The following is a 21,322-nucleotide window of genomic DNA, read 5'->3' as shown; positions in this document are numbered from 1 at the left end:
GCCCCGGCGGCGCCTTCGGGGGCGGCACGGCGGCGGTCGGGGGCGCCCGCCGCGCGGAGCGCCCCGCGCGCCTGCCAGGCACCGATCGCCGCCATGCAGCGGTCCATCGAGCGGAACAGCGCCACATGCGGCTGCGCCTCCGCCTCCCGCGCGCCGGGGCCTTCGAGATACTGGCTGGTCCAGACCACGCAGGCCGGCTTGCCATGCTCGGCGGCAAGCTCGTTCAGCATGGCGAAGCGCGGCGTGGCGGTGTCGTAGGCATAGCCATTGGGCAGGATCAGCGTGCCGAAGGCGGGGTCGGCCAGCAGCGCGCCGGCGCAGGCGCGGAGCGATTCCGGGTCGGTCAGCACCTGCGCCGTCACGTCGCAGGGGTTGCGGGCGGAGCCGAACTCCGGGATGCGCGCCTCCAGCACGGCGCGCGCCGCCTCGCCCGGCTGCGGCATGGCGATGCCGCGCGCCTCCGCCCGGTCCGCCGCCATGATGGCCGAGCCGCCTGAGGTGGAGACCACCGCCACCCCCGCCGCGCGCGGCGCCGGCGCCTTGGCCAGAAAGCCTGCCAGTTCCAGCAGCCCCTCGTATTGCTCGGCCATCACCGCGCCGCTGCGCGCGAAGGCGGCGCGATAGGCGGCGTCCGACCCCGCCAGCGAGCCGGTGTGGGAGAGCGCGGCCTCCGCCCCGCTGGCGCCGGTGGCCAGCTTGTGCACCACCAGCGGCTTGTCGTTGGCCCAGGCCAGTTCGGCGGCCTCCAGCAGGCGGCGCGGGTCCGCCATGCCCTCGAACAGCAGGGCGATGGCCGAGCAGGCGGGATCTTCGGCCAGGGCCGCCACATAGTCGGCCACATCGACATCGGCCGAGTTGCCGCAGGTGAGGATGCGGCCGATGGCCACCCCCGCCTCGGTGGCCTGCGCCAGCGCGAAGCCCAGATTGCCCGACTGGCTGACGATGCCGATGGCCGGGCCGCCGAGCGGCCGCGCCGGGCGCGGCACCGTCATGAAGCTGGCGCCGGCACCGCTCGCATAGTCCACCACGCCGAGGCAGTTCGGCCCGACCAGCCGCACCCCGCCCTGCCGCGCCCGCGCCACCAGCCGCGCCTGCAATTCCACCCGCTCCGCGCGCCCCGTCTCGGCGAAGCCCGCCGCGTAGAGCACCAGCGCGCCCGTGCCGAGGGCGATGCACTCCTCCAGCACCGCCTCGGCGGCCTCCAGCGGCGTGGCGGCCACCACGAGGTCCGGCGCCTCCGGCAGGGCGGTGAGGCTGGGGTGGCAGGGGCGCTCGCCCAACCGGTCGTAGCGCGCATTCACCAGGTGCAGCCGGCCGGTGAAGCCGGAGAGGTGGTGCACCGTGCGCTCGCCGAAGGAGCCCTTGCGGGCCGAGGCGCCGACCACGGCGATGCTCCGTGGCGAGAGCAGCGGGCGCAGATCGGCCGCGCGGTAGAGCGGGCGGGGGGCGAGGAAGTGGGCTTCGGGCATCGTGTCCAGACTCTCGGGCTTCTTGGTCCGGCCGGGCGGCGGCGCCCGGCCGGCGGGCACCCCTAGCGGGGTGCCGTGGCGGCGAGGCGCTGCACCAGCGGGCGCCAGCGCTCCATCTCGGTGCGCAGGAAGGTGGCGAAATCCTCCGGCGAGCCGCCTGCGACGTACTGCGCCTCCGCCAGCAGCCGCTCGCGCAGCGCCTGCGCTTCCATGGCCTTCAGCGCGGCGGCGTTCAGCGCCGCCACGGCCTCGGGCGGGGTGCGGGCGGGGGCGAGCAGGCCGAACCAGGTCTGCGCCACCATGTTCGGGCCGAACTCGGAGAAGTTGGGGATGTCGGGCGTCGCCGCCACGCGCTGCTCGCCCGTCCAGCCGATGATGTGGGCGCGGCCCGAGCGGTGCGCGTTGAGGCCGGAGCTGCCGCCCACCACGATGGCGTCCAGCGTGCCGCCCAGCAGGTCGGTGAGCTGCTGGGAATCGCCGCGATAGGTCACCTCGGTCAGCCGGATGCCCATCCCCTCGAAGGCGACGATGGCGGCGATGTTGTTGAAGCTGGTGGGGCCGTTGGAGCCGTAGTTCAGCTTGCCCGGCTGCTTCTTCGCCAGCGCGACGAATTCGGGGATGGTCTTCGGCAGCCCGCTCTTCACCGCCACGGCGAAGGGCAGCTTGGAGACCAGCACGACGGGCGCGAAATCCTCCGGCTTGTAGGGCAGCCGGTCCGGCAGCAGCGGGTTCAGCGTCAGCGTGGTGCCGGAGGACATCAGCAGCGTGTGCCCGTCCGGCGCCGCGCGGGCCACCGCCTCGGCGCCGATGATGGTCTGCGCGCCGGGCTTGTTCTCGATGATCACCGGCTGCCCCAGCAGGGGCGCCATGCTGTCCGCCATGGTGCGGGCCGCGACGTCGGTGGAGCCGCCCGGCGGGAAGGGGACCACGATGGTCACCGGCCGCGTCGGGAAGGCCGCCGCGCGGGCCGGGCGCGGCCGGGCGGCGGCGGCACCGCCTAGCGCCAGGGCGGTGGCCGCCCGCAGAACATCTCGTCTTTCCATGGTGTCCTCCTGTTGCCGCGGCCGCTCATTCAGGCGGCGGCCGCTGGCGGGTGGTCTGTGGTGCCGCGCCTATTCGAGCAGGCTGTCGCGCAGCGCGGCGCGGCGGGGCGCGTCCAGCCCCAGCGCGGCCTCGAGGAAGGCGTCGGTATCCGCGTGGCCGCGCAGCGCCGTGGCCAGCGCCGCCTCCAGCAGTGGCGCGTGGGCGCGCTTCAGCGCCTCGGAGACGGCGGGCGGCGTGCCGGGCGGCAGCGCGGCGTGGCCGTCCCAGAAGCGGTTGGTGGCGAGGTAGTCCTCCAGGATGGTCTCGCGCGGCACGCCGAGCGCCGTCAGCAGCAGGGCGGCGCCGAAGCCGGTGCGGTCCTTCCCCGCCGAGCAGTGGAACACCAGCGGCCGCCGCTCCGGTTGCAGCAGCAGGCCGAACAGCGCACGGTACTGCGGCAGCTTGCTGGTGGCGTAGGCTTGGTAGGCCTGCCCCAGCAGCCCCACCACATCCTCGCCTGTCGCCTCGGCGCGCGCCAGGATGTCGCGCAGCGCGGCGCCGACGGTGGGCTCGATCGGCAGCGGCACGACCTCCGGCCCGCCTTCCGGCAGGCGGGAGGGGGCGCGGGCGCGCTCCTTCTCGCCGCGCAGGTCGCACACCGTGCGCAGGCCGAGCCGCCCCAGCAGCACGAGATCGGCCTCGGTCAGCGCATGCAGCGCGGCGGCGCGGAACACCTGCCCGAAGCGCACCCGCCGCCCATCGGCGGCGCGGTAGCCGCCGAGGTCGCGCAGGTTGGTGCAGCCCTCCAGCAGCACGCGGCGCGGCAGCACCTCATCGCGGGCGGCGGCGTGGTCCATGCTCACCGCCCCTGGAACTGCGCGGGGCGCTTCTCGAACCAGGATTGCAGCGCCTCGCGGTGGTCCTCCGTGCTGTGCGCCAGCGCCTGGTAGGCGGCGGAAAGCTCCAGCAGCGAGGAGAGGCGCATGTGCTGCCCCTCGCGCAGCAGCCGCTTGGTCAGGCGCAGCACCTGCGGCGGGTTGCGGGCGATGCGCGCCGCCAGCGAGCGCGCCTCCTCCATCAGCAGGTCGTCCGGCACCACGCGGGAGATCAGGCCGCAGGCCAGCGCCGCCTTCGCGTCCAGCCGGTCGCCGGTGAAGGCCATCTCGGCGGCCATCGACTGCCCCACGGCGCGCGGCAGCAGCCAAGCCCCGCCATCGCCCGGCACGATGCCGACGCTCACGAAGCTCTCGGCATAGGAGGAGCTTTCGGCGCCGATGCGGATGTCGCACATGCAGGCGAGGTCGAGCCCCGCGCCGATCGCCGGGCCGTTCACCGCGGCGATGGTCGGCACGTCGAGCTCGTAGAGCGCCAGCGGGATCTTCTGGATTCCCCGCCGGTAGCTGTCGCGGATCTCGGCCGGCGGCATGCCGTAGCGGTCGCGCATCGCCTTGAGGTCGCCGCCGGCCGAGAAGGCGCTGCCGGCGCCGGTCAGAATCACCGCGCGCACGTCGCGCTCGGCGGCGATCCAGGCGCAGGCCTCGGTGAAGGCCTCGGTGCTGCCGCCCTCGATGGAGAGCGCGTTGCGCTTCTCCGGCATGTTCATCGTCAGGGTGACGATGGGGCCGTCGCGGGCGATGGTCAGGAAGTCGTTCAAGGCGTCGTCTCCTCAAGCGGCGGGGGCGCGAGCCGGGCGCGCACGAAGGCCAGGGATTCGGCCTCGGCCCCGCGCAGGAACTCGGCGCCCAGCCAGGCATTCCAGTGGCCCTCGGCCCCGAAGCGCAGCCTGCCCCGGTGCAGCAGCCCGGTCCAGAGATGCAGGTCCACCTCGGCAGTGATGCCCATGGCGCCGTGCACCGCATGCGCGATGCCGGCGGCGCGCGAGGCTGCCTCGCCGATGCGCGCCTTGGCGGCGGCGACGCGCGCCGTGTCGAGCCCCGCCACGCCCGATCCGCCCGGCAGCGCCGCGAGCTGGGCGGCGATGCGCGCGGCGAAGACATCCTCCGTCATCAGGCTGATCTGCTGCTGCACGGCCTGGAAGGCGGCGATGGGGCGGCCGAACTGGCGGCGCTCCCCGGCATAGCGCACCGTCTCCTCCAGCATGCGCTCCAGCGCGCCGGCCATGCCGGCCAGTGTGGCGAAGGCGCCGGCGGCCAGCCAGTCCGCTTGCGGCAGCGCGCGCGCATTCCCGGCCGAGGCCCAGCGCAGCACAGCGCCATAGGAGGAACTGTCCTCCCGCGTGGCGCCGTCGGCGGGCAGCAGCCACGCGCCGCCCTCCGGCCGGGGCAGCAGCACCCAGGCCGCCGGCCCCGCCGCCGCCATCCGGCCGCGCGGCACTTCGCCCTGCAGCGCCTCGGCCAGCGGGATGGGGCCGGGCGGCACCTCCAGCCCGGCGCCGGCCAGGGCAGCGCGGGCGAGCATGGTCTCGCCCAGCGGCAGCGGGGCCGCGGCGCGGCCGGCGGCCAGCAGCACGGGCAGCGCCTCGGACAGCGCGAGCCCGGCGCCGCCGGCCGCCTCCGGCACCAGCGCGTCGGCGAAGCCGGCCTCCTCCACCGCGGCCCACAGCGCATCGGCGGGGCCGCCCTCCTGGATGGCCCGCACGGCGGCGGGGGCGGCATGGCGCGCGAACAGCTCCGCCGCGGCCCGGGCCAGCAGGTCGTCGGTCATCACGGCGTCCATCAGCGCAATCCCATGCCGCGCGCGATCATGCCGCGCAGGATTTCCCGTGTGCCGCCGCGCAGCGAATAGGAGGGCGCCATGGCGCTGGTATAGGCCAGGGCGCGCAGCAGCGCGGCGGGCGGCTCGCGCGCCGGGTCGGCGCCCAGCCGGTCCTCCAGCAGGGCGGGGACAGCCTGCTCGAACTCGGTGCCGAGATCCTTCACCAGCGCCGCCTCCACCACCGGGCTCTCACCGCGCACCAGGCGGTCCGTCACGGCCACCGACATGGCGCGCAGCACGGCCAGATGCCCGAGCAGCCGCCCGAGCAGCGCGGTGGAGGCCGCGTCCGTCGCCCCCGCCCGCAGCCAGCCGATCCATTCGTCGAGCAGCACGGCGGAGGAGAGCACGCGCTCCGGCCCGCTGCGCTCGAAGGCCAGCTCGGCATTCACCTGCGCCCAGCCGGCGCCCTCCTCGCCGACCAGCGCGTCCTCCGGCAGCAGCACATCCTCGAACACCACCTCGGAGAAATGCGCGTCGCCCGCCAGGTCGCGGATCGGGCTGATGCGCACGCCGGGCAGCGAGAGGTCGATGATGAACTGCGACAGCCCCTTGTGCCGGTCCTGCGCCGTGCCGGAGCTGCGCACCAGCGCGATCATGTAATGCGAGTGGTGCGCGTTGGTGGTCCAGATCTTGGCGCCGTTCAGCCGCCAGCCGCCCGCCTCGCGCACCGCCCGGGTGCTGACGCTGGCGAGGTCCGAGCCGGTGTCCGGCTCACTCATGCCGATGCAGAAGAAGCTCTCGCCGCGGCAGATGCGCGGCAGGTGGAAGCGCCGCTGCGCCTCCGTGCCGAAGCGCAGGATCAGCGGCCCGCTCTGCCGGTCGGCGATCCAGTGGGCGGAGACGGGGGCGCCGGCGGCGAGCAGCTCCTCCACCAGCACATAGCGGGCGAAGGGGCCGCGGCCGGCGCCGCCATATTCCTCCGGGAAGGTGAGGCCGAGCCAGCCCTGCCCGCCCAGGGCGCGGCTGAAGCCGGCATCGAACCCCATCCAGGAGCGGGCGCGCCGCTCGGGCGGGATCTGCGGCACCTGCTCCGCCAGGAAGGCGCGGATGGCCGGGCGCAGCGCCTCGTCCTCGGCCGGGATGGCGGACAGCGGCAGGGCGGCGAGCATGGCTTCGTTGTCTTCCCTTCAGTCCAGCCGGACGCCGCTCTCGGCGATGACCCTGCCCCAGCGGGCCGTCTCGGAACGCAGATACGCGCCATAGGATTCCGGCGTGCCGCCCAGCGGCTCGGTACCCTGGCCGGCGAGGCGGGCGCGCACATCGGCATCGGCCAGGGCGGCCAGAACGGCGCCGTTCAGCCGGGCAACGATGGCCTCCGGCGTGCGCGCAGGCAGCATCATCCCCTGCCAGGCTCCCACCTCGAAGCCGGGCATCAGGGTCTCCGCCAGGGCCGGCACATCGGGCAGCGGCGCGATGCGGCGCGGGCTGGTGACGGCCAGCGCCCGCAGGCGGCCATCGCGGATCAGCGGAAGGGCGGAATTCACCGTGTCGGTGAGGAACTGCACGCGGCCGGCGGCGGCATCCAGCAGCGCCGGCGCGCTGCCGCGATAGGGCACGTGCACCGCCTCGAGCCCCTGGGCGCGCAGCAGCATGAAGGCGGCGAGATGGGTGACGTTGCCATTGCCCGCCGACCCATAGGTGAGCTGCCCCGGCCGTGCCCTGAGATGCGCGACGAAGCCCGCCACGTCCCGCACCGGCAGCTCGGCGTTCACCGCCAGCACCAGCGGGATGGTGGCCGTCAGCGCCACGGGCCGCAGGTCGCGCAGCGCGTCATAGGGCAGCTGGGCATAGAGCGCCGGGCTGAGCGCGATGGAGGAGGTGTTGTAGAGCACCGTGTAGCCGTCGGGCTCCGCCTTGGCCACGGCGTCGTTGCCGATGTTGCCATTGGCCCCGGGCCGGTTCTCGGCCACCACGGCCTGGCCGATCTCGCGGCCGATCCGCTCGGCCAGCACGCGCGCGACGATGTCGGTCGGGCCGCCGGGCGGGAAGGGGATGATCAGCCGGACGGGACGCTGCGGCCAGGCATGAGCCTGGGCATGACCCTGGGCCTGGGCGGCAGGATTGGCCGCGAGGGCCGCGGGCAAGGTGGCGGCGGCCAGCAGGGCGCGGCGCCCGACGAGCGGAGAGGACGTCATGCCGGCAACTCCACATCTTGACGCGCGGCACGGGGCACGGCGCACTGCACCACGCCCGCCGCCTGCAGGCGCGCGATCTCCCGGGGCTCAAGACCCAGCGTGCCCGCCAGCACCGCCTCGGTGTCCTGGCCCAGCCAGGGCGGCGCCTGGCGGTAGCTGGGCGGCGTGCGGGAGAACCGGCCGGGATAGCCGATCACCGTCAGCGCCGTGCCATCGGCGCGGCGCATGGCCTGCAGCAGGCCGCGCGCCGCCACCTGCGGGTCGGCCAGCACCTGGTCGATGGTGTTGATGGGGCCGCCGGGCACGCCGGCCTTCGCCATGGCGGCCAGCAGGTCGGCCGCCTTCCAGGGGGCGATGGCCTTGGCCAGCGCCAGCTCCAGCGTCCGCCGCTCGCGCGCGCGGCCGGCATTGGTCGCGTAGCGCGGGTCCTCGGCCATCTCGTCCAGGCCGAGCAGTTGGCAGAGCGCGCGGAACTGCCCGTCATTGCCGCAGGCGACGATGACGTAGTCGTCCGCCGCGGCGAAGTCCCGGTAGGGCACCACGTTGGGATGGTCGTTGCCGAGCCGCTGCGGCACCGCGCCGCCCACCAGGTAGTTCATCCCCTGGTTGACCAGCAGGGCAAGCTGGCTGTCGAGCAGCGCGCAGTCGAGATGCTGGCCCTGACCGCTGCGGTCACGCTCGCGCAGGGCCGCCAGGATGGAGATGGTGGCATAGAGGCCGGTGAAGAGGTCGCTCACCGGCAGGCCCACCTTCATCGGCCCGGCGCCCGGCGCGCCATCGGGCCGGCCGGTGATGCTCATCAGGCCGCTCATGCCCTGGATCAGGAAATCGTAGCCGCCACGCTGGGCATAAGGGCCGGTATGGCCGAAGCCGGTGATGGAGCAGTAGATCAGCCGCGGGTTGGCGGCGCAGAGCGTGGCCTTGTCCAGCCCGTACTTCTCCAGGCCGCCCGTGCGGAAATTCTCCACCAGGATGTCCGCCTGCAGGGCGAGGCGGCGGACCAGCGCGGCACCCTCCGGCCGGGCGAAGTCGATGGCGAGGGACTGCTTGTTGCGGTTGGCGCAGAGGTAGTAGGCCGCGTCCGGCCGCTCGGAGCCATCCTCCAGGAAGGGCGGGCCCCAGCGGCGGGTGTCGTCGCCGCCGCCGGGCTGCTCCACCTTCAGCACCTCGGCGCCGAGGTCGCCCAGGACCTGGGTGGCCCAGGGCGCCGCCAGCACGCGGGAGAGGTCCAGCACCTTCAGCCCGGCCAGCGGTCCCGGCGCGGCGGCGCCCTCCCCTTCCCCGTTCACGGACTCCTCCGCGGGCGCGTGATGGCGCATGCGGCGTCTCCTCCCTGGCCTGCGGCGCCTCGTGCAAGATGGCGCGCGGTTCTGCATCCGAGGCAGAGTTTCATTGTTTGAAATGACGTTTCATAGGGACTATGACACGCCCCTCCCGGGCCGTGAACCGGGAATCGGCTGGCCTGGGGCTTTCCTTGAAGCCGGCCGTCTTTGCGAGGAGTCCACCGGGCATGCCCTCCTACGAGCCTGTCACCGCCGTGCTGCGGGGCCTGGAGGTGCTGCGGGCGGTGAACCACCTGCGCAGCGCCACGGTGCGCGAGATCCATGAGGCGACCGGCCTGAACCAGCCCACCGTGGTGCGGATGCTGGAGACGCTGATCCATGCCGGCTTCGTGGCGCGCCAGCCAGGCCAGCCGCGCTACCTCCCCACGGGCCGCACCCTGGAACTGAGCGCCGGCTATGAGCTGCAACGCGAGGTCGGGCTTGCCGCCACGCCGGTGATGACGCGGCTGCGGCGCGGCATCGGCTGGCCCTCCGATATCGGCGTGTTCGACGGCGATGCCATGGTGGTGGTGCACACCAGCCGCGGCGAGGGCGGGCGCTTCCTGTTCGAGCGCCGGCCCGGCTTCCGCGCGCCGATCCTGGCCACCTCGCTCGGCCTTGCCTATCTCGCCCATTGCAGCGAGGCGGACCGGCGCCAGGCGCTGGAACGCGCCGCCCGCCTGCCCGAGCCCTGGAACGAGCCCGCCCGGCAGCCGGCGGCGCTGGAAGCCCTGCTGCACCGCATCCGCACCGAGGGCTATGCCGGGATGGATGAGGCCTATGCGGCGCGCGACTATGGCGGGATGGCCAGCGCCATCGGCGTGCCGGTGCTGGAGGGAGGCGTGGCCATCGCCGCGCTGAACCTGATGTATCTGCGCGACGCCATCGACCAGGGGAGCGTCGTGCAGAAGCTGCTGCCGGCGCTGCAGCAGGCGGCGCGGGAGCTGGCCGAGGCCCTGAGCGGCCTGAAGCGCCCCGGCTGACGGCGCCCCCGCCCGGAGTCAGGCCCGCGCCTGGGCGCCCCTGCCGCGCCGCAGGCCGGGCAGGTGCACCCGCAGATGGTCGCTCGCCAGCACGGCGGCCGCGAGGGCCAGCCCCGAGGCGCCCACCGCGATCGCCAGGCGCGTCAGCAGCGGCAGGCTCTCCGGCGTGACGAAGCGCACCAGCCCGTAGGCGAGGCCGACCGCCACCAGCTGCGGCAGCACGCTGCTGCGCAGCCAGCGCCCGGCGAGCCCCTTCAGCCGGTTGCGGAAGGCCGTGGCGGTGAAGATCACGAAGGCCAGCCCGTTGGCGCCGATCAGGCAGAGCGCCGGAAGGATGACGCCGTAGCGCGGCGTCAGCAGCAGGATGGCGGGCAGGTAGAGCGCGCCGGTGACGAGGTTCGACTTCAGCGCCGTCGCCGGGTCGCCCTCCGCCATCTGCAGGGCGTGGGAGGGGCGGCAGAGGCCGCTCAGCGCATAGGCGGCGGCCAGCGCCGCCAGCACGGGCGCGAACTCCCGCGCCGCGTCGGGCCGGCCGCTGACCAGCTCGATGAAGGCGGCACCGAAGAAGACCAGCGCGCCCGCCGCCGTCAGCATCAGCGCGAAGGTGGCCTGCGAGGCGGTGAAGAACAGCACCCGCAGCTCCTGGATGTGCTCGCCGCGGACATAGGCGGACATGCGCGGGAAGGTGGCGGTGATGAGCGGCGTGGTCAGCCGCACCATGGCCGAGCACATGGTGGAGACCAGCGAATAGGTGCCGAAGACGGAGAGCGGCAGCATGGCGCTGATGACGAGGGAGTCGGCGATCTGCACGAAGGTGCCCGTGGCGGCGGAGGCCATGTTGGTGCTGGCGAAGGCCACGGTCTGGCCGATCAGCGCCATCTCCAGCCGGCGCGGCCGGAAGGCGCCGGGCACGACGCGCGCCACCACCAGCGCGAAGCTGCCGGTCTCGACGATGCTGGCGGCGATCTGGCTCCAGAAGAAGGCATGCGCGCTCGGCTCCACGGCCAGGGCGCCGAGGCCCAGGACGAGGCGCAGGATGCCGGTGGAGGCGAGCAGCACATTGCAGGTGACCTGCCGCTCCAGCCCTTCCAGCGTGGCCTGGAACACGCCGCGCAGGCGCTGGATGCCCATGGCAATCCCCATCAGCACGAGGCTGGAGGCCACATAGGAGGTCTCGATGTCCTGCGGCTTCAGCCAGTGCCGGGCCAGCAGCCCGGAGCCCGCCCAGACGGCGAGGACGAGGATGGTGGCCAAGGCCAGGTAGATCAGCAGGAAGTTGAAGACGAGCGAGCCGGTGCCGGCCGGGTCCTCCACCTGCTGGCGCGCGACCGCCCGTGTCGCCGTCTGGCCGAGGCCGGCATCGAAGATGGCGGCTGCCGTCATCAGCACGGTGAAGAAGCCGATCAGGCCATATTGCTCGGCGCCGGCGAGCCGGTAGCCGCCGAAGGCAAGCCCTGCCTGCACCGCGATGGAGACCGCCATTCCGACCAGATTGGCGAGGACGTTGCGAGCCATCATGTCCGTCGTGGAACCTTGTCTGGACAAAGGGAATGTTGCTTGGCGTCAAGGCGGAGGGCGCAACGAAAAATGGCTTCGCCATACCGCGAAGCCATCTCCGGAGTTCCCCTTGGTGGCTGCCGCCGCCTCAGTAGGCGCCGCGGCTGAACAGCACGGCCGGGACGGTCTTGAAGAGGATCTTCAGGTCGCGCCAGAAGGAGAACTCGCGCACATAGCGGCAATCCAGCGCCACGCGCTCGGTGTAGCTGGTGTCGCTGCGGCCGCTGATCTGCCACAGGCCGGTGATGCCGGGGCGCACCATCAGGTAGCTGGCGGCGGCCACACCATAGTGCTGGTCGAGCTCCTCCTGCACCACGGGGCGGGGGCCGACCAGGCTCATGTCGCCGCGCAGGACATTGAGGAGCTGCGGCAGCTCGTCGAGGCTGGTGGCGCGGAGGAAGCGGCCGATGCGGGTGACGCGCGGGTCGCGCGGCAGCTTGCGGCTGGTGGCCCAGAGGCGCGCCGCCTCCGGATCGTTCTGCAGCAGCTGCGCCAGCACCTCGGCCGCGTTCGGCACCATGCTGCGGAACTTCAGGCAGCGGAAGCTCCTGCCACCGCGCCCGATGCGCGAATGGCCGAAGATGGCCGGCCCACCATCGGCCGCCACGATGGCCATGACGATGAGGAAAAGCGGAGCCAGCACAACGAGCGCCATGCCTGAAGCCAGAATATCCAGCGAACGCTTGGCGACATGATGCCAGAAACTGTTCTTGCTCTCCAGCCGCCCATAGAGTTGGGCATCCAGAGATGTCGAATTGTCGATCTGGATATTATTTGGCCAATTTGCATGGGTCATTGGGCAACTCCGGTTACAGATGGCCGGTAAGGTATCCGTCTTTCGCCGTCTAAAAATACACGAAACAGTTGACTAAGATAGAATATTTTTGAAAACGCGTCTGCGAGTGCTTTCAACTGTCTGTGTCCATAAGAAGTAAAGCCGAGAGTTGTGCAGTAGAGTTCCACAACCTGAAGTCGTCCCTCGGTCTGGGACAGATTTCTTCTTATCTGTACGAGGGGAAAGAGGGCCTTTTCGGCGCTACCATTCCATGGTGCAGCGCACCATCAACATGACGGTTTCGGAGAAAACAGGCAAATCCGCCTGCCTGACGAGGATTTTACGAGTAGCGCCGAAATAACAGCCAGGCGGCCCCGGGGAAGCCTGCCAAGCCGCCGAGGCGACGGGGCGGCCGGAGGGAAGCGGCGGGCGGCGCTCCTCCCTCCCCTGCATGAAAAAGGCGCCGCCGGCGGGAGGCCGGCGGCGCCGATGGGGATGGCCGAGGAAGCTCAGGCGCCCGGCGCGGGCAGACGCTTGAGATCCGGCGAAGCGCTCTTGGCGTAGCCCGCATAGTAGCCGAGCGGGTCCAGCCGGCCGGGGCGCACGCGCGTCAGCACCGTCGCCATGCGCGCCCGCATGGAGCGCGGCAGGCGCCGGATGGCTTCCAGCACCATGGTGCGTGGCGCCCGCTCCCAGCCGACCGCGAACAGGACGGAGTCCGCGTGCTGCGACAGCACGACCGCATCCGCCACCCGCATGACCGGCGGGCTGTCCATGATCACCAGGTGGTACTCGCGCCGCGCGCGGCTGATCAGCTCGGCGAACTGCCGGGATTCGATCAGCGCCTGCGGGTTGGGCGAGGAGCGGTCGGAGAGCAGGGTGTGCAGGCCCGAGCGCTCGTCCACCTGCACGGCGTCCTCGAAGCGCGTCTCGCCGTTCAGCACCGCCTCGATGCTGCGGCCCGGCCAGGGCGCGCCGAAGATGGTGGACATCTGCGGCCGGCGCATGTCGGTCTCCAGCAGCAGCACCCGCAGCCCGTCGGCCGCCGAGAGGCGCGCCATGGAGGCCGCCACGGTGCTCTTGCCGTCGCCGATGCCGGGCGAGGTGACCAGCACCGTGTTGGCGGGCCCGCCGCCGGCCACGGACTGCATGGTCAGGCGCAGGGCGCGCAGCGTCTCGGCGATGCCGGACTGCCCCTGCTCCATCACCATCCCCGGCATCCGGCGGCGGCGGCCGCTGCCGAGCGCCGGCAGGCTGCCGGCATTCTGGATGCCGGTGATGGTCACCAGATCCTGCACCGAGTTGACCGTGCCGTGCGTCATCCGGCGCAGCACCAGCAGGCCACCCATCAGGAACAGGCCGATGAAGCCGCTGAACGCCGCCACGACGGAGGCCGGCGGGCCGTTCGGACGGAAGGGCACGGCGGCCGGCGAGATGACGCGCGCCGCCGGGAACTGGGCGGAGGCCAGGCGGGTCTGCTCCGTGCGGGTCAGGAAGGCCTGGTAGACCTGCCGCTTCGCCTCCGCGTCGCGCGTCAGCTGCGCGAGCATCACCTCGGCCTGGGCACCGCTGCGGGCGGTGGTGGTGGTGGTGGCCAGCGAGGCCTGGGCGTCCTGCAGGCGGTCGCGCGCGGCATCCACCTCACGCCGCAGCGAGGTGACGATGCGGCTGGTCTCGCCGGCGATCTGCCGCTGCAGGTCCCGCAGCTCGGCCTCGGCGGCCAGGCGGTCGGGATGGCGCGGGCCAAGGCGCTGGCCGAGCGTGGCGGCGCGCTGGACGATCTCCGCCTCGCGGTCGCGCAGGCTCTGGATCACCGGCGAGGCCAGCGCCTCGCTGGAGGCGCTGCCGCGCAGGCCGGAGCGCATCACGCTGTCCAGCGCCGCCTGGGCGCGGGCCAGCTCCTGCCGGGCCAGCGCCACGCGGGCCTGCTGCTCGTTCAGCTGCAGGGCGCCGAGCGAGCCCTGCGCCGTCTCCAGCAGGCCGCTCTCGCGCCGGAAGGCCTGGATCTTGCGGTCCGCCTGCTCGACATCCTCGCGCAGCGCGGTGAGCCGCTCGGTCAGCCACTCATTGGCCTGCAGGGTGGTGTCCCGCTTGGCGGCCACCTCGAGGGAGATGTAGCGCTCCATCAGGATGTTCACCACCTGCGCCGCCTCGTCCGGGGAGGGCGACAGGTAGCGGACGCTCACCACGTTGCTGTTGTCGGAGGTGCGGATGCTGAGCCGCTGCTGCAGCTCCTCGATGGCCAGCGCGACACGGTCGAGCGGCTGCTCCGGCTCCGCCGGGGCGGGGGGCACGCCGTCCACCGTCTCGCTCCACCAGCGGCCCGCCGAGGCCATGAGCCCGCGTGCCCAATCGCCCGCGTCCTGCATGGCCTTGGAGAAGCCGCTTTCCTGCTCCTCCTTCTGATGGAGTTCCAGCGTGCGGACCACCTCCTCGGCCAGCCGGCGCGAGCGCAGGATATCCGCTTCCGTCCGGATCCGCTGCATGCCGGGAGGCGCATTGGCGACGGATTGGTTCAACTCGGGGATGGGCGGCTCGCGGTTCTCGACCAGCAGCAAGCCTTCGCTGGCGAAGCGGACGGGCAGGGACTTCGCAACGACGAAGCCCAGCACAGCCGTGACAAGGGCCGCAAAGGCCAGCGTCATTTTGCGTCGCCACAAAAGGCTGAGAAGATCGGTCAGGCGCATAGGGTTTGCCTCATGAAGGCCACTGGACAATCGCAAAGGTTGCCAACATTGGGCAGCGGCGGGGCGCCGGGTTTTCCGGCGCCATGCTGAGACCCGCAGGGTGCAGCGTTACTAAACACAGCCTCAACGATCTGTCCAAATAATCGTCCTAGCCTCACACGAATGTGGCTGGTGAATGATAATGTGTCTCTTTAGAGCATTCGTGACGTCATTTTACGCGGTGTCAGGCCCTTGCCGACGCCCGCTTGTCATGTCGCGCATCCGGCACTTCATGCCTGGAGGACGGAATGTTGTTGGTACCGACTGCGTTTTCCCGATCGGCCGCCTGCAGGATTGCATGCTGGCGCGACCGTGGCGGAAAAGGCGACGGTCAAGCTTCAGCCCGCCGCTTTCAGCATAGTGTTTTGTGCAGCGCAAAAAAATCGGGAAGAAGCCCGAAACCGCCCGGCTTCTCGCGCGATTGCGTGAGCCCCTCCCTCCTGACGATGCAGATCCATCCATGATGCCACCCCTTCGCCCGGGACTGCGGGATTCCTCGGAATCCGAAGACGCCCGGATGGTGCGCCGCTGTCTGGTCGTGGCTCTGTTCGCCTCGATCTTCCTGCAGCGCTTCGCGATCCCCATCGGCGAGGATGGGCTGGCGATCAACCTGCTGGTGACCCTCCTGGTGCTGGGGGTGATGGCCGTCAGGGGCGTCTTCACCCTCGATCCGGTGCGGACCGTGGCCTTCTTCGCGCTGGCCACGGCCGTCTCGCTCAGCACCGCGCTGAACGCCGGCACCGCCTCGCTGCCCTCGATGGTGCTGATGCTGGTGATGTACGCCCCCTTCACCCTGGCGTTGAACGTCACCGACGGCGTGTTCAGGGGCTGCGTAAGCGCCTTCCAGAAGATGGTCCTGGTCTGCGCCGTCTGCGGCGTGGCGCAGTTCGTTGCGCAGTTCGCCATCGGCGCCGAGCACCTCTTCACCTTTCACGAATTCGTGCCCGAATCCTTCCTCCTGCCCAATTTCAACACCGCCAACCCGCTGACCTGGGATTCCCCCTACTACAAGAGCAACGGCTTCTTCCTGCTGGAGCCTTCGACCTTCTCCCAGTACCTGGCCATCGCCATCGTGCTGGAGCTGCTCTTCTACGGCGTGACCCTGCGGCTGCTGGCCTTCGGCATCGCCCTGCCCACCTCCTACTCCGGCACCGGGCTGGTCCTGCTGCTGTTCGTGCTGCCCTGGCTGATGCTGCATCTGCGGGCCTACGGCGCCATCGTGGGCGGCCTCGCCTTCGTCGTCCTGGCCGTGGTCACCGGCAGCCTCTGGAACATCGACGTCCTGCTGAACCGGATCAACGAGTTCCAGTCGGAGGATTCGAGCGCCAATGCGCGCTTCATCGCCGGCGCCTGGCTGATCGGGGAATTCCTGCTCTCCTCGGCGCGGGATGTCATCTTCGGGCTCGGGCCGGGCTCCTACGCGCAGCACACGCCGCTCGTGGCCTATGAGGCCCATGATCCGGCCTGGGCGAAGATGCTGTTCGAATACGGCCTGATGGGCTCCGCCATCTTCTGGCCTTTCTTCTTCGTCTCGCTGTTCAGCAACACGCCCTCGCGCTGGATCAGCGCCTCGCTGCTGATCGGCTACTTCACTTTCGGCGGCATGTTACTCGATCCCAGGCTGCAGATCATGATCCTGGTCTTCTGCGTCTGGCCGAAGCAGCCCTCGGCCCTGCCGGAGCGCGAGCGCCAAAGCTGGGTCCCCACCTTCAACAGCCGGCATGCCGCATGACCCTTCCCCTTCTCCCGCTTGGCCACCGCAGCGGCCTGCAGGCTTCCGCGATCGGGCTGGGATGCAGCCGGCTGGGCTCCACCCTCGGCGGCTGCACCGGCGATGACGCGCTCCGCCTGCTGCGCCACGCCCTGGACGCCGGCGTCACCCTGTTCGACACGGCCAACATCTATGGCCAGGGCGAGAGCGAGCGGCTGCTCGGAGCCGCGCTGCAGGGGCGGCGCGACGGGGTCATCCTCGTCACCAAGGCGGGGCAGCGCTTCACCCCGGCGCAGCGCGCGGCGAGCCTGGTGAAGGCGCCGCTGCGCTTCCTGGCCGGGCATGTGCCCGCGCTGCGGGCGGCCATCGCCAGCCGCCGCGCCGGCGCCCTGCCGCGCGACGTCTCGCCGGCGCATCTGCAATCCTCGATCGAGGCCAGCCTGCGCCGGCTGCGCACCGATCGCATCGATCTGTTCCTGCTGCACAGCCCGAGCGCGGCGATGGTGCGGGAGGGGGCGGCCTTCGCCATGCTCGACGCGCAGGTGAAGGCCGGCAAGCTGCGCGCCTGGGGCGTCTCCTGCGACGATGCCGAAACGGTGGAGGCCGCGCTGCGCGTGCCCTCCGTGGCAGCGCTGCAGGTGCCGCTGGACGTGGCGCGATCCATGCGCCCGTCGCTCGACGCCGCCGCCAGCCAGGGCGTGGGCCTGATGCTGCGCGAGATCTTCGCCGGCCAGCCCGCCTCCGCCCCGGCACGGGCCGCCGCCATCGGCGAGGCCCTGGGCCACCGCAACGCCATCGCCCTGGTCGGCACCACCTCCACCGCCCATCTCGACGAGGCGCTGCGCCACGCCCGGCAAACCCTGGAGATTTCCGCGTGATCCTCGACGCGCTTTCCCTGGCCCCCGGCACGACGCTGGAAGCAGATATCTGCATCGTGGGCGGCGGTGCCGCCGGGCTTTCGCTGGCCAGCGCGCTGGAGGATTCCGGCCTCTCGGTCCTGCTGCTGGAAGCCGGCGGCCGCAAATTCGATCCCAAGTTACAGGACGGGCTGCAGGGCAGCGTGGCGCCCGGCTCCAGCCACTCGCCGCCGCACATGTACCGCCGCCGCGTGCTCGGCGGCGCGACGGCGATCTGGGGCGGCCGCTGCGTGCCCTTCGACCCGATCGACCTCGAGGCGCGGGACTGGGTGGAGAGGAGCGGCTGGCCGATCGGCTGGGACGACCTCGCCGCCTACTACCCGGCGGCGCAGGTGCATTGCGAGGCCGGCGCCTATGCTTATGACGTCGGCACCGCCCTGCCGGTGGGTGCGCCACCCACCATCGAGGGCTTCAGCGACCCGGACCTGATCGCCGACCGGCTGGAGCGCTTCAGCCGCCCGACCGATTTCGGCAAGTCCACCTTCGCCCGCCTCACCGCCGCGCGGCAGGTCCGCATCCTGCTGAACGCCCAGGCGCTGCGGCTGGTGACCGAAGGCGCGGTGGGCCAGGCCGGGCCGGTGCAGCGGCTGGAGGCCGCCAGCGCCCCGGGCCGTGGCCTCACCGTCCGCGCGCGGCGCTACGTGCTGGCCACGGGCGGGCTGGAAGTGCCGCGGCTGCTGATGGCCTCCGACGAGTCGCGCCGTGGCGGTCTCGGCAACGAGAGCGGCGCGCTGGGCCGCTACTACATGTGCCATGCCGAGAACACGCTGGGCCGCCTGCGCCTGACTCCCTCGAACCGGCCCGTGGCGCTGGATTTCGAGGTGACGGAGGACGGCACCTATGTCCGCCGCAAATTCGGCCTCTCCGCCGCGGCCCAGCGCCGCGAGGGGCTGCTGAACACCATCTTCCGGCTGCACTACCCGCTGATCGCGGACCCGGCGCATGGCAGCGGCGTGCTCTCCGCCATGTATCTGGTGAAGGACGCCATCCTGCCGGAATACCGGCGCAAGCTGGCCACCATCGAGATCGCCAACCGCGGCCGCATGGTACGCGATTCGCGCTTCTGGCTGTCGCACATGGCCAATGTGGTGAAGGACAGCCCGGGCGTGCTGAAATTCGGCCAGGCCTGGCTGCGCAAGCGCACCTTCGCCAGCCGCAAGCTGCCCTTCGTCGTCGTCCGCTCGCGCGACGGCAACTACCCGCTCGACGTGAACGCCGAGCAGGTGCCGAATGCCGACAGCCGCGTGACCCTCACCGGGGAGCGGGATGCCTACGGCCTGCCGCGCCTGCAGGTGGACTGGCGCCTGCACCGGCAGGACATCGACAGCCTGGTGCGCAGCATGCGCGTGGCGCGCGACGCCTTCGCCCGCTCGGGCACCGCCACGCTGACCTTCGACGACGCCACCATCGAGGATGAGGTGCGCGCCTCCACCCCGGTGGGCGGCCACCATATCGGCACGGCGCGCATGGCCGAGTCGCCGCGCGACGGCGTGGTGGATGCTCATTGCGCGGTGCACGGCGTGCCCAATCTCTATGTGGCCAGCGCCGCGGTGTTTCCCACCAGCAGCCATGCCAACCCGACGCTGACGATCGTCGCCCTCGCCCTGCGTCTGGCCGACCACCTGAAGGCCTGCGCCGCGCGGGAGGCCGCCCCCGCCCCCAAGGCCGTCCCGGAGCTGACCTGATGACCCGTTGCCTCTGGCTCGCCCGCACCCTGCCCTTTCCGCTCACGGCCGGGGACCGAATCTACACCGCCAAGCTGGCTGGCGCGCTGGCCTCGGCGGGGGTCGAGATCACCTTCGCCGGCTTCGCGGGCGATGCGCCGGCGCAGGCCATCCCGGGCGTCACCTGGCATACCGTGCCCGGCGGCCCGCGTGGCCGGCTGCAGGCGCTGGCCAACCCGATGCCGCTGGTCGCCGCCCGCCACGACACCCCGGCCTACCGCGCGGCGCTGCGCGACCTCGCCGCCCAGGGCCCGTGGCAGGTGGTGGTGGTGGACCAGTACGGCATGGGCTGGGTGCTGCGGCACCGCCATCTGTTCGAGGCCGGCCGCCCCGCCTTCGTCTTCGTCACGCACGACCATGAGGAAAGCGTGACCAAGATGCAGTGGCAGGATGCCACGGCCAGCCTCGGCAAGCGCCTCTACCTTGGCCAGAACTACGTCAAGACCCGCTGGTTCGAGCGCTGGATCGCCCGCCGCAGCGATCTCGTCACCACTATCACCCAGCACGATGCCGAGCTGTTCGGCGCCAACGCGCCGGGTGTGGCCATGCTGCCGCTGGTGCCGGGCTATGACGGCGTGCGCGTGGCGAGCCGCGAGATCACCGCCGAGACGCCGCGCGCCGTCGTGCTGTTCGGCTCCTACCGCTGGAGCGCCAAGCAGGCCAACCTGCGCATCTTCCTCGAGCATGCGGACCCGGTGCTGTCCCGGGCGGGGATCGAGATCCGCGTCGTCGGCGACATGCCGGACGACCTGCGCCAGCAGCTGGAAGGCCGCTACAAGGCCGCCCGCTTCACCGGCTTCGTCGACGACCCGGCGCCGCACCTGGCCGGCGCGCGTATGGCCGTGCTGGCCGAGCCGATCGGCGGCGGCTTCAAGATGAAGCTGCTGGAATATGTGTTCAACCGCGTGCCCGTGGCGGCGCTCACCGCCTGCGCCAGCGGCCTGCCGGAGAGCGTGAGCGGCGAGATGCTGCTGGAGCCGGAGCTGGACAGGCTGATGCAGCGCGTCATCGCCGAGATCGACGACCTGCCGGCGCTGAACCGCCGCCAGGAGCACGCCTTCACCGCCGCCGAGCACGCCTTCGACTGGCGCGAGCGTGGCCGGATGCTGCGCGATGCCATCGCCGAGCGGCGCAGCGCGGCGGCGCGCGGCGCGGGAACGCCGAAGCCGGATTACGGGGCGCTGGAGAGCGCCCCGCAGCCCGGCAAGGCCTGAAGCCCCGCCATGGCATCCTCGCTTGCCGCGGCGCTGGCGCCGCTCGCGGCCCTCTCGGCGCGCCTGGGCGCGAACCGCGACCTGGTGCAGGGCGCGGGCGGCAACACCTCGCTGAAGCGCGGCGACAGGGAGCTGTGGGTGAAGGCCTCCGGCACCTGGCTTTCGGCCGCCGAGCGCCAGCCCATCTTCGTCGGGCTCGACCTGCCGGAGGTGCTGCGCCGCCTGAAGGCGGATGAGGCGGAGCCCGCCCTGCCGGCCCTGCTCGACCCCGCCGGCACGCTGCGCCCGTCCATCGAGACCACGCTGCATGCGCTGCTGCCGCACCGCGTGGTGCTGCATGTGCATTCGGTGAACGCCCTGGCCTTCGCCCCGCGCGCCGATGGCGAGGCGCTGGTGGCCGAGCGCCTTGGCGGCCTGCGCTGGGCCTGGATTCCCTACGCCAAGCCCGGCCTGCCGCTGACCCGCGCCGTGCAGGCCCGGCTCGGCGGGGCGCCGGACATCCTGGTGCTCGGCAATCACGGCTTGGTCGTGGGCGGCAGCAGCCCGGAGGAGGCGGCGGCGCGCCTCGACGCGGTGGAGCGGCGCCTCGCCACCCCCGCGCGCGCCGCGGCGCTGGCCGACCTGGCGCTGCTGGAGCGGCTGGCCGACCTCTCGGGCGGCCGCTACCGCCCGGCGCAGCTCACCGAGGCCCATGCGGCCGCGACCGACCCCGCGAGCTTCGGCATGGCCGCGCGCGGCGCGCTCTACCCGGATCACGTGGTCTTCCTCGGCCCCGCGCCGATCCCCACCCTCTCCGCCGCACAGGCCGCGGAATGGCTGCGCAAGCCGCCGGAGCCGGCCCCTGCCCTGCTGCTGGTGGCCGGCGCCGGCGCGCTGCTGCGCGCGGATCTCGGCGCCGGCGCGGAGGAAATGGCCGCCTGCCTCGGCCTGGTGCTGCCGCGGCTCGACCTCGCGGCGCCGCTGACCGTGCTCAGCCCCGCGCAGGAGGCCGAGCTGCTCGACTGGGACGCCGAGAAATACCGGCAGTCGCTGAACACCGCCAAACCGTAGA

17 protein-coding genes are annotated in these 21,322 nt (G+C 72.1%); 6 read left to right on the top strand and 11 right to left on the bottom strand.

The window, feature by feature from the left end; genetic code table 11:
• The 8 genes from ACFOY6_RS13755 to ACFOY6_RS13720 all read right to left on the bottom strand — a co-directional run.
• The coding region (locus ACFOY6_RS13755; RefSeq protein ID WP_379651272.1) for an acetate--CoA ligase family protein at positions 1–1,469 on the bottom strand (1,469 nt) is incomplete at its 3' end.
• A gap of 62 nt (positions 1,470–1,531) precedes the next feature.
• A complete protein-coding gene (locus tag ACFOY6_RS13750) occupies positions 1,532–2,512 on the bottom strand; it encodes a tripartite tricarboxylate transporter substrate binding protein (protein WP_109517091.1) in 981 nt (326 codons plus the stop codon).
• A gap of 69 nt (positions 2,513–2,581) precedes the next feature.
• A complete protein-coding gene (locus ACFOY6_RS13745; RefSeq protein WP_379651270.1) occupies positions 2,582–3,349 on the bottom strand; it encodes a tyrosine-protein phosphatase in 768 nt (255 codons plus the stop codon).
• Between the two features lie 2 nt (positions 3,350–3,351).
• Complete coding sequence (locus ACFOY6_RS13740; RefSeq protein WP_379651268.1) at positions 3,352–4,146, bottom strand: crotonase/enoyl-CoA hydratase family protein; 795 nt, start codon at positions 4,144–4,146, stop codon at positions 3,352–3,354.
• The gene (locus ACFOY6_RS13735; RefSeq protein ID WP_379651266.1) at positions 4,143–5,168 is read right to left on the bottom strand and encodes an acyl-CoA dehydrogenase family protein; all 1,026 of its coding nucleotides are present in this window, start codon (positions 5,166–5,168) and stop codon (positions 4,143–4,145) included. Before ACFOY6_RS13735 ends, ACFOY6_RS13740 begins: the two co-directional genes overlap by 4 nt.
• Positions 5,168–6,316: an acyl-CoA dehydrogenase family protein gene (locus ACFOY6_RS13730; protein WP_379651264.1), complete on the bottom strand. Its 1,149-nt coding sequence runs from the start codon at positions 6,314–6,316 to the stop codon at positions 5,168–5,170. The genes ACFOY6_RS13735 and ACFOY6_RS13730 overlap by 1 nt, the downstream gene beginning before the upstream one ends.
• Positions 6,317–6,334: 18 nt before the next feature.
• Positions 6,335–7,342, bottom strand: a complete 1,008-nt coding sequence (locus ACFOY6_RS13725; RefSeq protein WP_379651262.1) for a tripartite tricarboxylate transporter substrate binding protein — start codon at positions 7,340–7,342, stop codon at positions 6,335–6,337.
• Positions 7,339–8,661: a CaiB/BaiF CoA transferase family protein gene (locus tag ACFOY6_RS13720; RefSeq protein WP_379651260.1), complete on the bottom strand. Its 1,323-nt coding sequence runs from the start codon at positions 8,659–8,661 to the stop codon at positions 7,339–7,341. Before ACFOY6_RS13720 ends, ACFOY6_RS13725 begins: the two co-directional genes overlap by 4 nt.
• Before the next feature lie 191 nt (positions 8,662–8,852).
• Between ACFOY6_RS13720 and ACFOY6_RS13715 the strand changes: the two genes are divergently transcribed.
• On the top strand, positions 8,853–9,647 hold the full coding sequence (locus ACFOY6_RS13715) for an IclR family transcriptional regulator domain-containing protein (protein WP_379651258.1): 795 nt from the start codon (positions 8,853–8,855) through the stop codon (positions 9,645–9,647).
• An 18-nt stretch (positions 9,648–9,665) separates the two neighbouring features.
• On the opposite strand, the gene ACFOY6_RS13710 is transcribed toward ACFOY6_RS13715, so the two are convergent.
• The 3 genes from ACFOY6_RS13710 to ACFOY6_RS13700 form a co-directional block, all read right to left on the bottom strand.
• On the bottom strand, positions 9,666–11,162 hold the full coding sequence (locus tag ACFOY6_RS13710) for a lipopolysaccharide biosynthesis protein (RefSeq protein WP_379651256.1): 1,497 nt from the start codon (positions 11,160–11,162) through the stop codon (positions 9,666–9,668).
• A 130-nt stretch (positions 11,163–11,292) separates the two neighbouring features.
• Entirely contained in the window at positions 11,293–12,000 is a 708-nt protein-coding gene (locus ACFOY6_RS13705; protein ID WP_109517099.1) for a sugar transferase, read from the bottom strand.
• 488 nt (positions 12,001–12,488) lie between these two features.
• A complete protein-coding gene (locus tag ACFOY6_RS13700) occupies positions 12,489–14,666 on the bottom strand; it encodes a GumC family protein (RefSeq protein WP_379651254.1) in 2,178 nt (725 codons plus the stop codon).
• A gap of 556 nt (positions 14,667–15,222) precedes the next feature.
• On the opposite strand from ACFOY6_RS13700, the gene ACFOY6_RS13695 reads away from it, so the two are divergent.
• The 5 genes from ACFOY6_RS13695 to ACFOY6_RS13675 are packed head-to-tail and all read left to right on the top strand — an operon-like array spanning position 15,223 to position 21,321.
• Positions 15,223–16,437, top strand: coding sequence for a hypothetical protein (locus ACFOY6_RS13695; RefSeq protein WP_379651252.1), 1,215 nt, complete (start codon positions 15,223–15,225; stop codon positions 16,435–16,437).
• Positions 16,434–17,294 (top strand): aldo/keto reductase, encoded by an 861-nt coding sequence (locus tag ACFOY6_RS13690; RefSeq protein ID WP_379651250.1) that lies wholly within the window; start codon positions 16,434–16,436, stop codon positions 17,292–17,294. Before ACFOY6_RS13695 ends, ACFOY6_RS13690 begins: the two co-directional genes overlap by 4 nt.
• Positions 17,291–19,018 carry a GMC oxidoreductase gene (locus ACFOY6_RS13685; RefSeq protein ID WP_379651248.1) on the top strand — a complete coding sequence of 576 codons (1,728 nt, stop codon included), beginning with the start codon at positions 17,291–17,293 and terminating at the stop codon, positions 19,016–19,018. Before ACFOY6_RS13690 ends, ACFOY6_RS13685 begins: the two co-directional genes overlap by 4 nt.
• A complete protein-coding gene (locus ACFOY6_RS13680; protein WP_379651246.1) occupies positions 19,018–20,271 on the top strand; it encodes a glycosyltransferase in 1,254 nt (417 codons plus the stop codon). Before ACFOY6_RS13685 ends, ACFOY6_RS13680 begins: the two co-directional genes overlap by 1 nt.
• A 9-nt stretch (positions 20,272–20,280) precedes the next feature.
• Positions 20,281–21,321 carry a class II aldolase/adducin family protein gene (locus tag ACFOY6_RS13675; RefSeq protein ID WP_379651244.1) on the top strand — a complete coding sequence of 347 codons (1,041 nt, stop codon included), beginning with the start codon at positions 20,281–20,283 and terminating at the stop codon, positions 21,319–21,321.
• Position 21,322: the final 1 nt, after the last annotated feature.

Origin of the sequence: Teichococcus aestuarii, from assembly GCF_042651065.1 — a bacterium.
Taxonomy (GTDB): domain Bacteria; phylum Pseudomonadota; class Alphaproteobacteria; order Acetobacterales; family Acetobacteraceae; genus Pseudoroseomonas; species Pseudoroseomonas aestuarii.
The sequence above is the reverse complement of the archived record's forward strand: the minus strand, read 5'-3'. Positions and strand labels throughout refer to the sequence as shown.

Excerpts from the sequence above, each read along its gene's own strand:
- ACFOY6_RS13750 (WP_109517091.1), bottom strand. The coding sequence starts at position 2,512 with ATGGAAAGACGAGATGTTCTGCGGGCGGCCACCGCCCTGGCGCTAGGC.
- ACFOY6_RS13745 (WP_379651270.1), bottom strand. The coding sequence starts at position 3,349 with ATGGACCACGCCGCCGCCCGCGATGAGGTGCTGCCGCGCCGCGTGCTG.
- ACFOY6_RS13735 (WP_379651266.1), bottom strand. The coding sequence starts at position 5,168 with ATGGACGCCGTGATGACCGACGACCTGCTGGCCCGGGCCGCGGCGGAG.
- ACFOY6_RS13730 (WP_379651264.1), bottom strand. The coding sequence starts at position 6,316 with ATGCTCGCCGCCCTGCCGCTGTCCGCCATCCCGGCCGAGGACGAGGCG.
- ACFOY6_RS13725 (WP_379651262.1), bottom strand. The coding sequence starts at position 7,342 with ATGACGTCCTCTCCGCTCGTCGGGCGCCGCGCCCTGCTGGCCGCCGCC.
- ACFOY6_RS13720 (WP_379651260.1), bottom strand. The coding sequence starts at position 8,661 with ATGCGCCATCACGCGCCCGCGGAGGAGTCCGTGAACGGGGAAGGGGAG.
- ACFOY6_RS13715 (WP_379651258.1), top strand. The coding sequence starts at position 8,853 with ATGCCCTCCTACGAGCCTGTCACCGCCGTGCTGCGGGGCCTGGAGGTG.
- ACFOY6_RS13710 (WP_379651256.1), bottom strand. The coding sequence starts at position 11,162 with ATGGCTCGCAACGTCCTCGCCAATCTGGTCGGAATGGCGGTCTCCATC.
- ACFOY6_RS13705 (WP_109517099.1), bottom strand. The coding sequence starts at position 12,000 with ATGACCCATGCAAATTGGCCAAATAATATCCAGATCGACAATTCGACA.
- ACFOY6_RS13700 (WP_379651254.1), bottom strand. The coding sequence starts at position 14,666 with ATGCGCCTGACCGATCTTCTCAGCCTTTTGTGGCGACGCAAAATGACG.
- ACFOY6_RS13695 (WP_379651252.1), top strand. The coding sequence starts at position 15,223 with ATGGTGCGCCGCTGTCTGGTCGTGGCTCTGTTCGCCTCGATCTTCCTG.
- ACFOY6_RS13690 (WP_379651250.1), top strand. The coding sequence starts at position 16,434 with ATGACCCTTCCCCTTCTCCCGCTTGGCCACCGCAGCGGCCTGCAGGCT.
- ACFOY6_RS13680 (WP_379651246.1), top strand. The coding sequence starts at position 19,018 with ATGACCCGTTGCCTCTGGCTCGCCCGCACCCTGCCCTTTCCGCTCACG.
- ACFOY6_RS13675 (WP_379651244.1), top strand. The coding sequence starts at position 20,281 with ATGGCATCCTCGCTTGCCGCGGCGCTGGCGCCGCTCGCGGCCCTCTCG.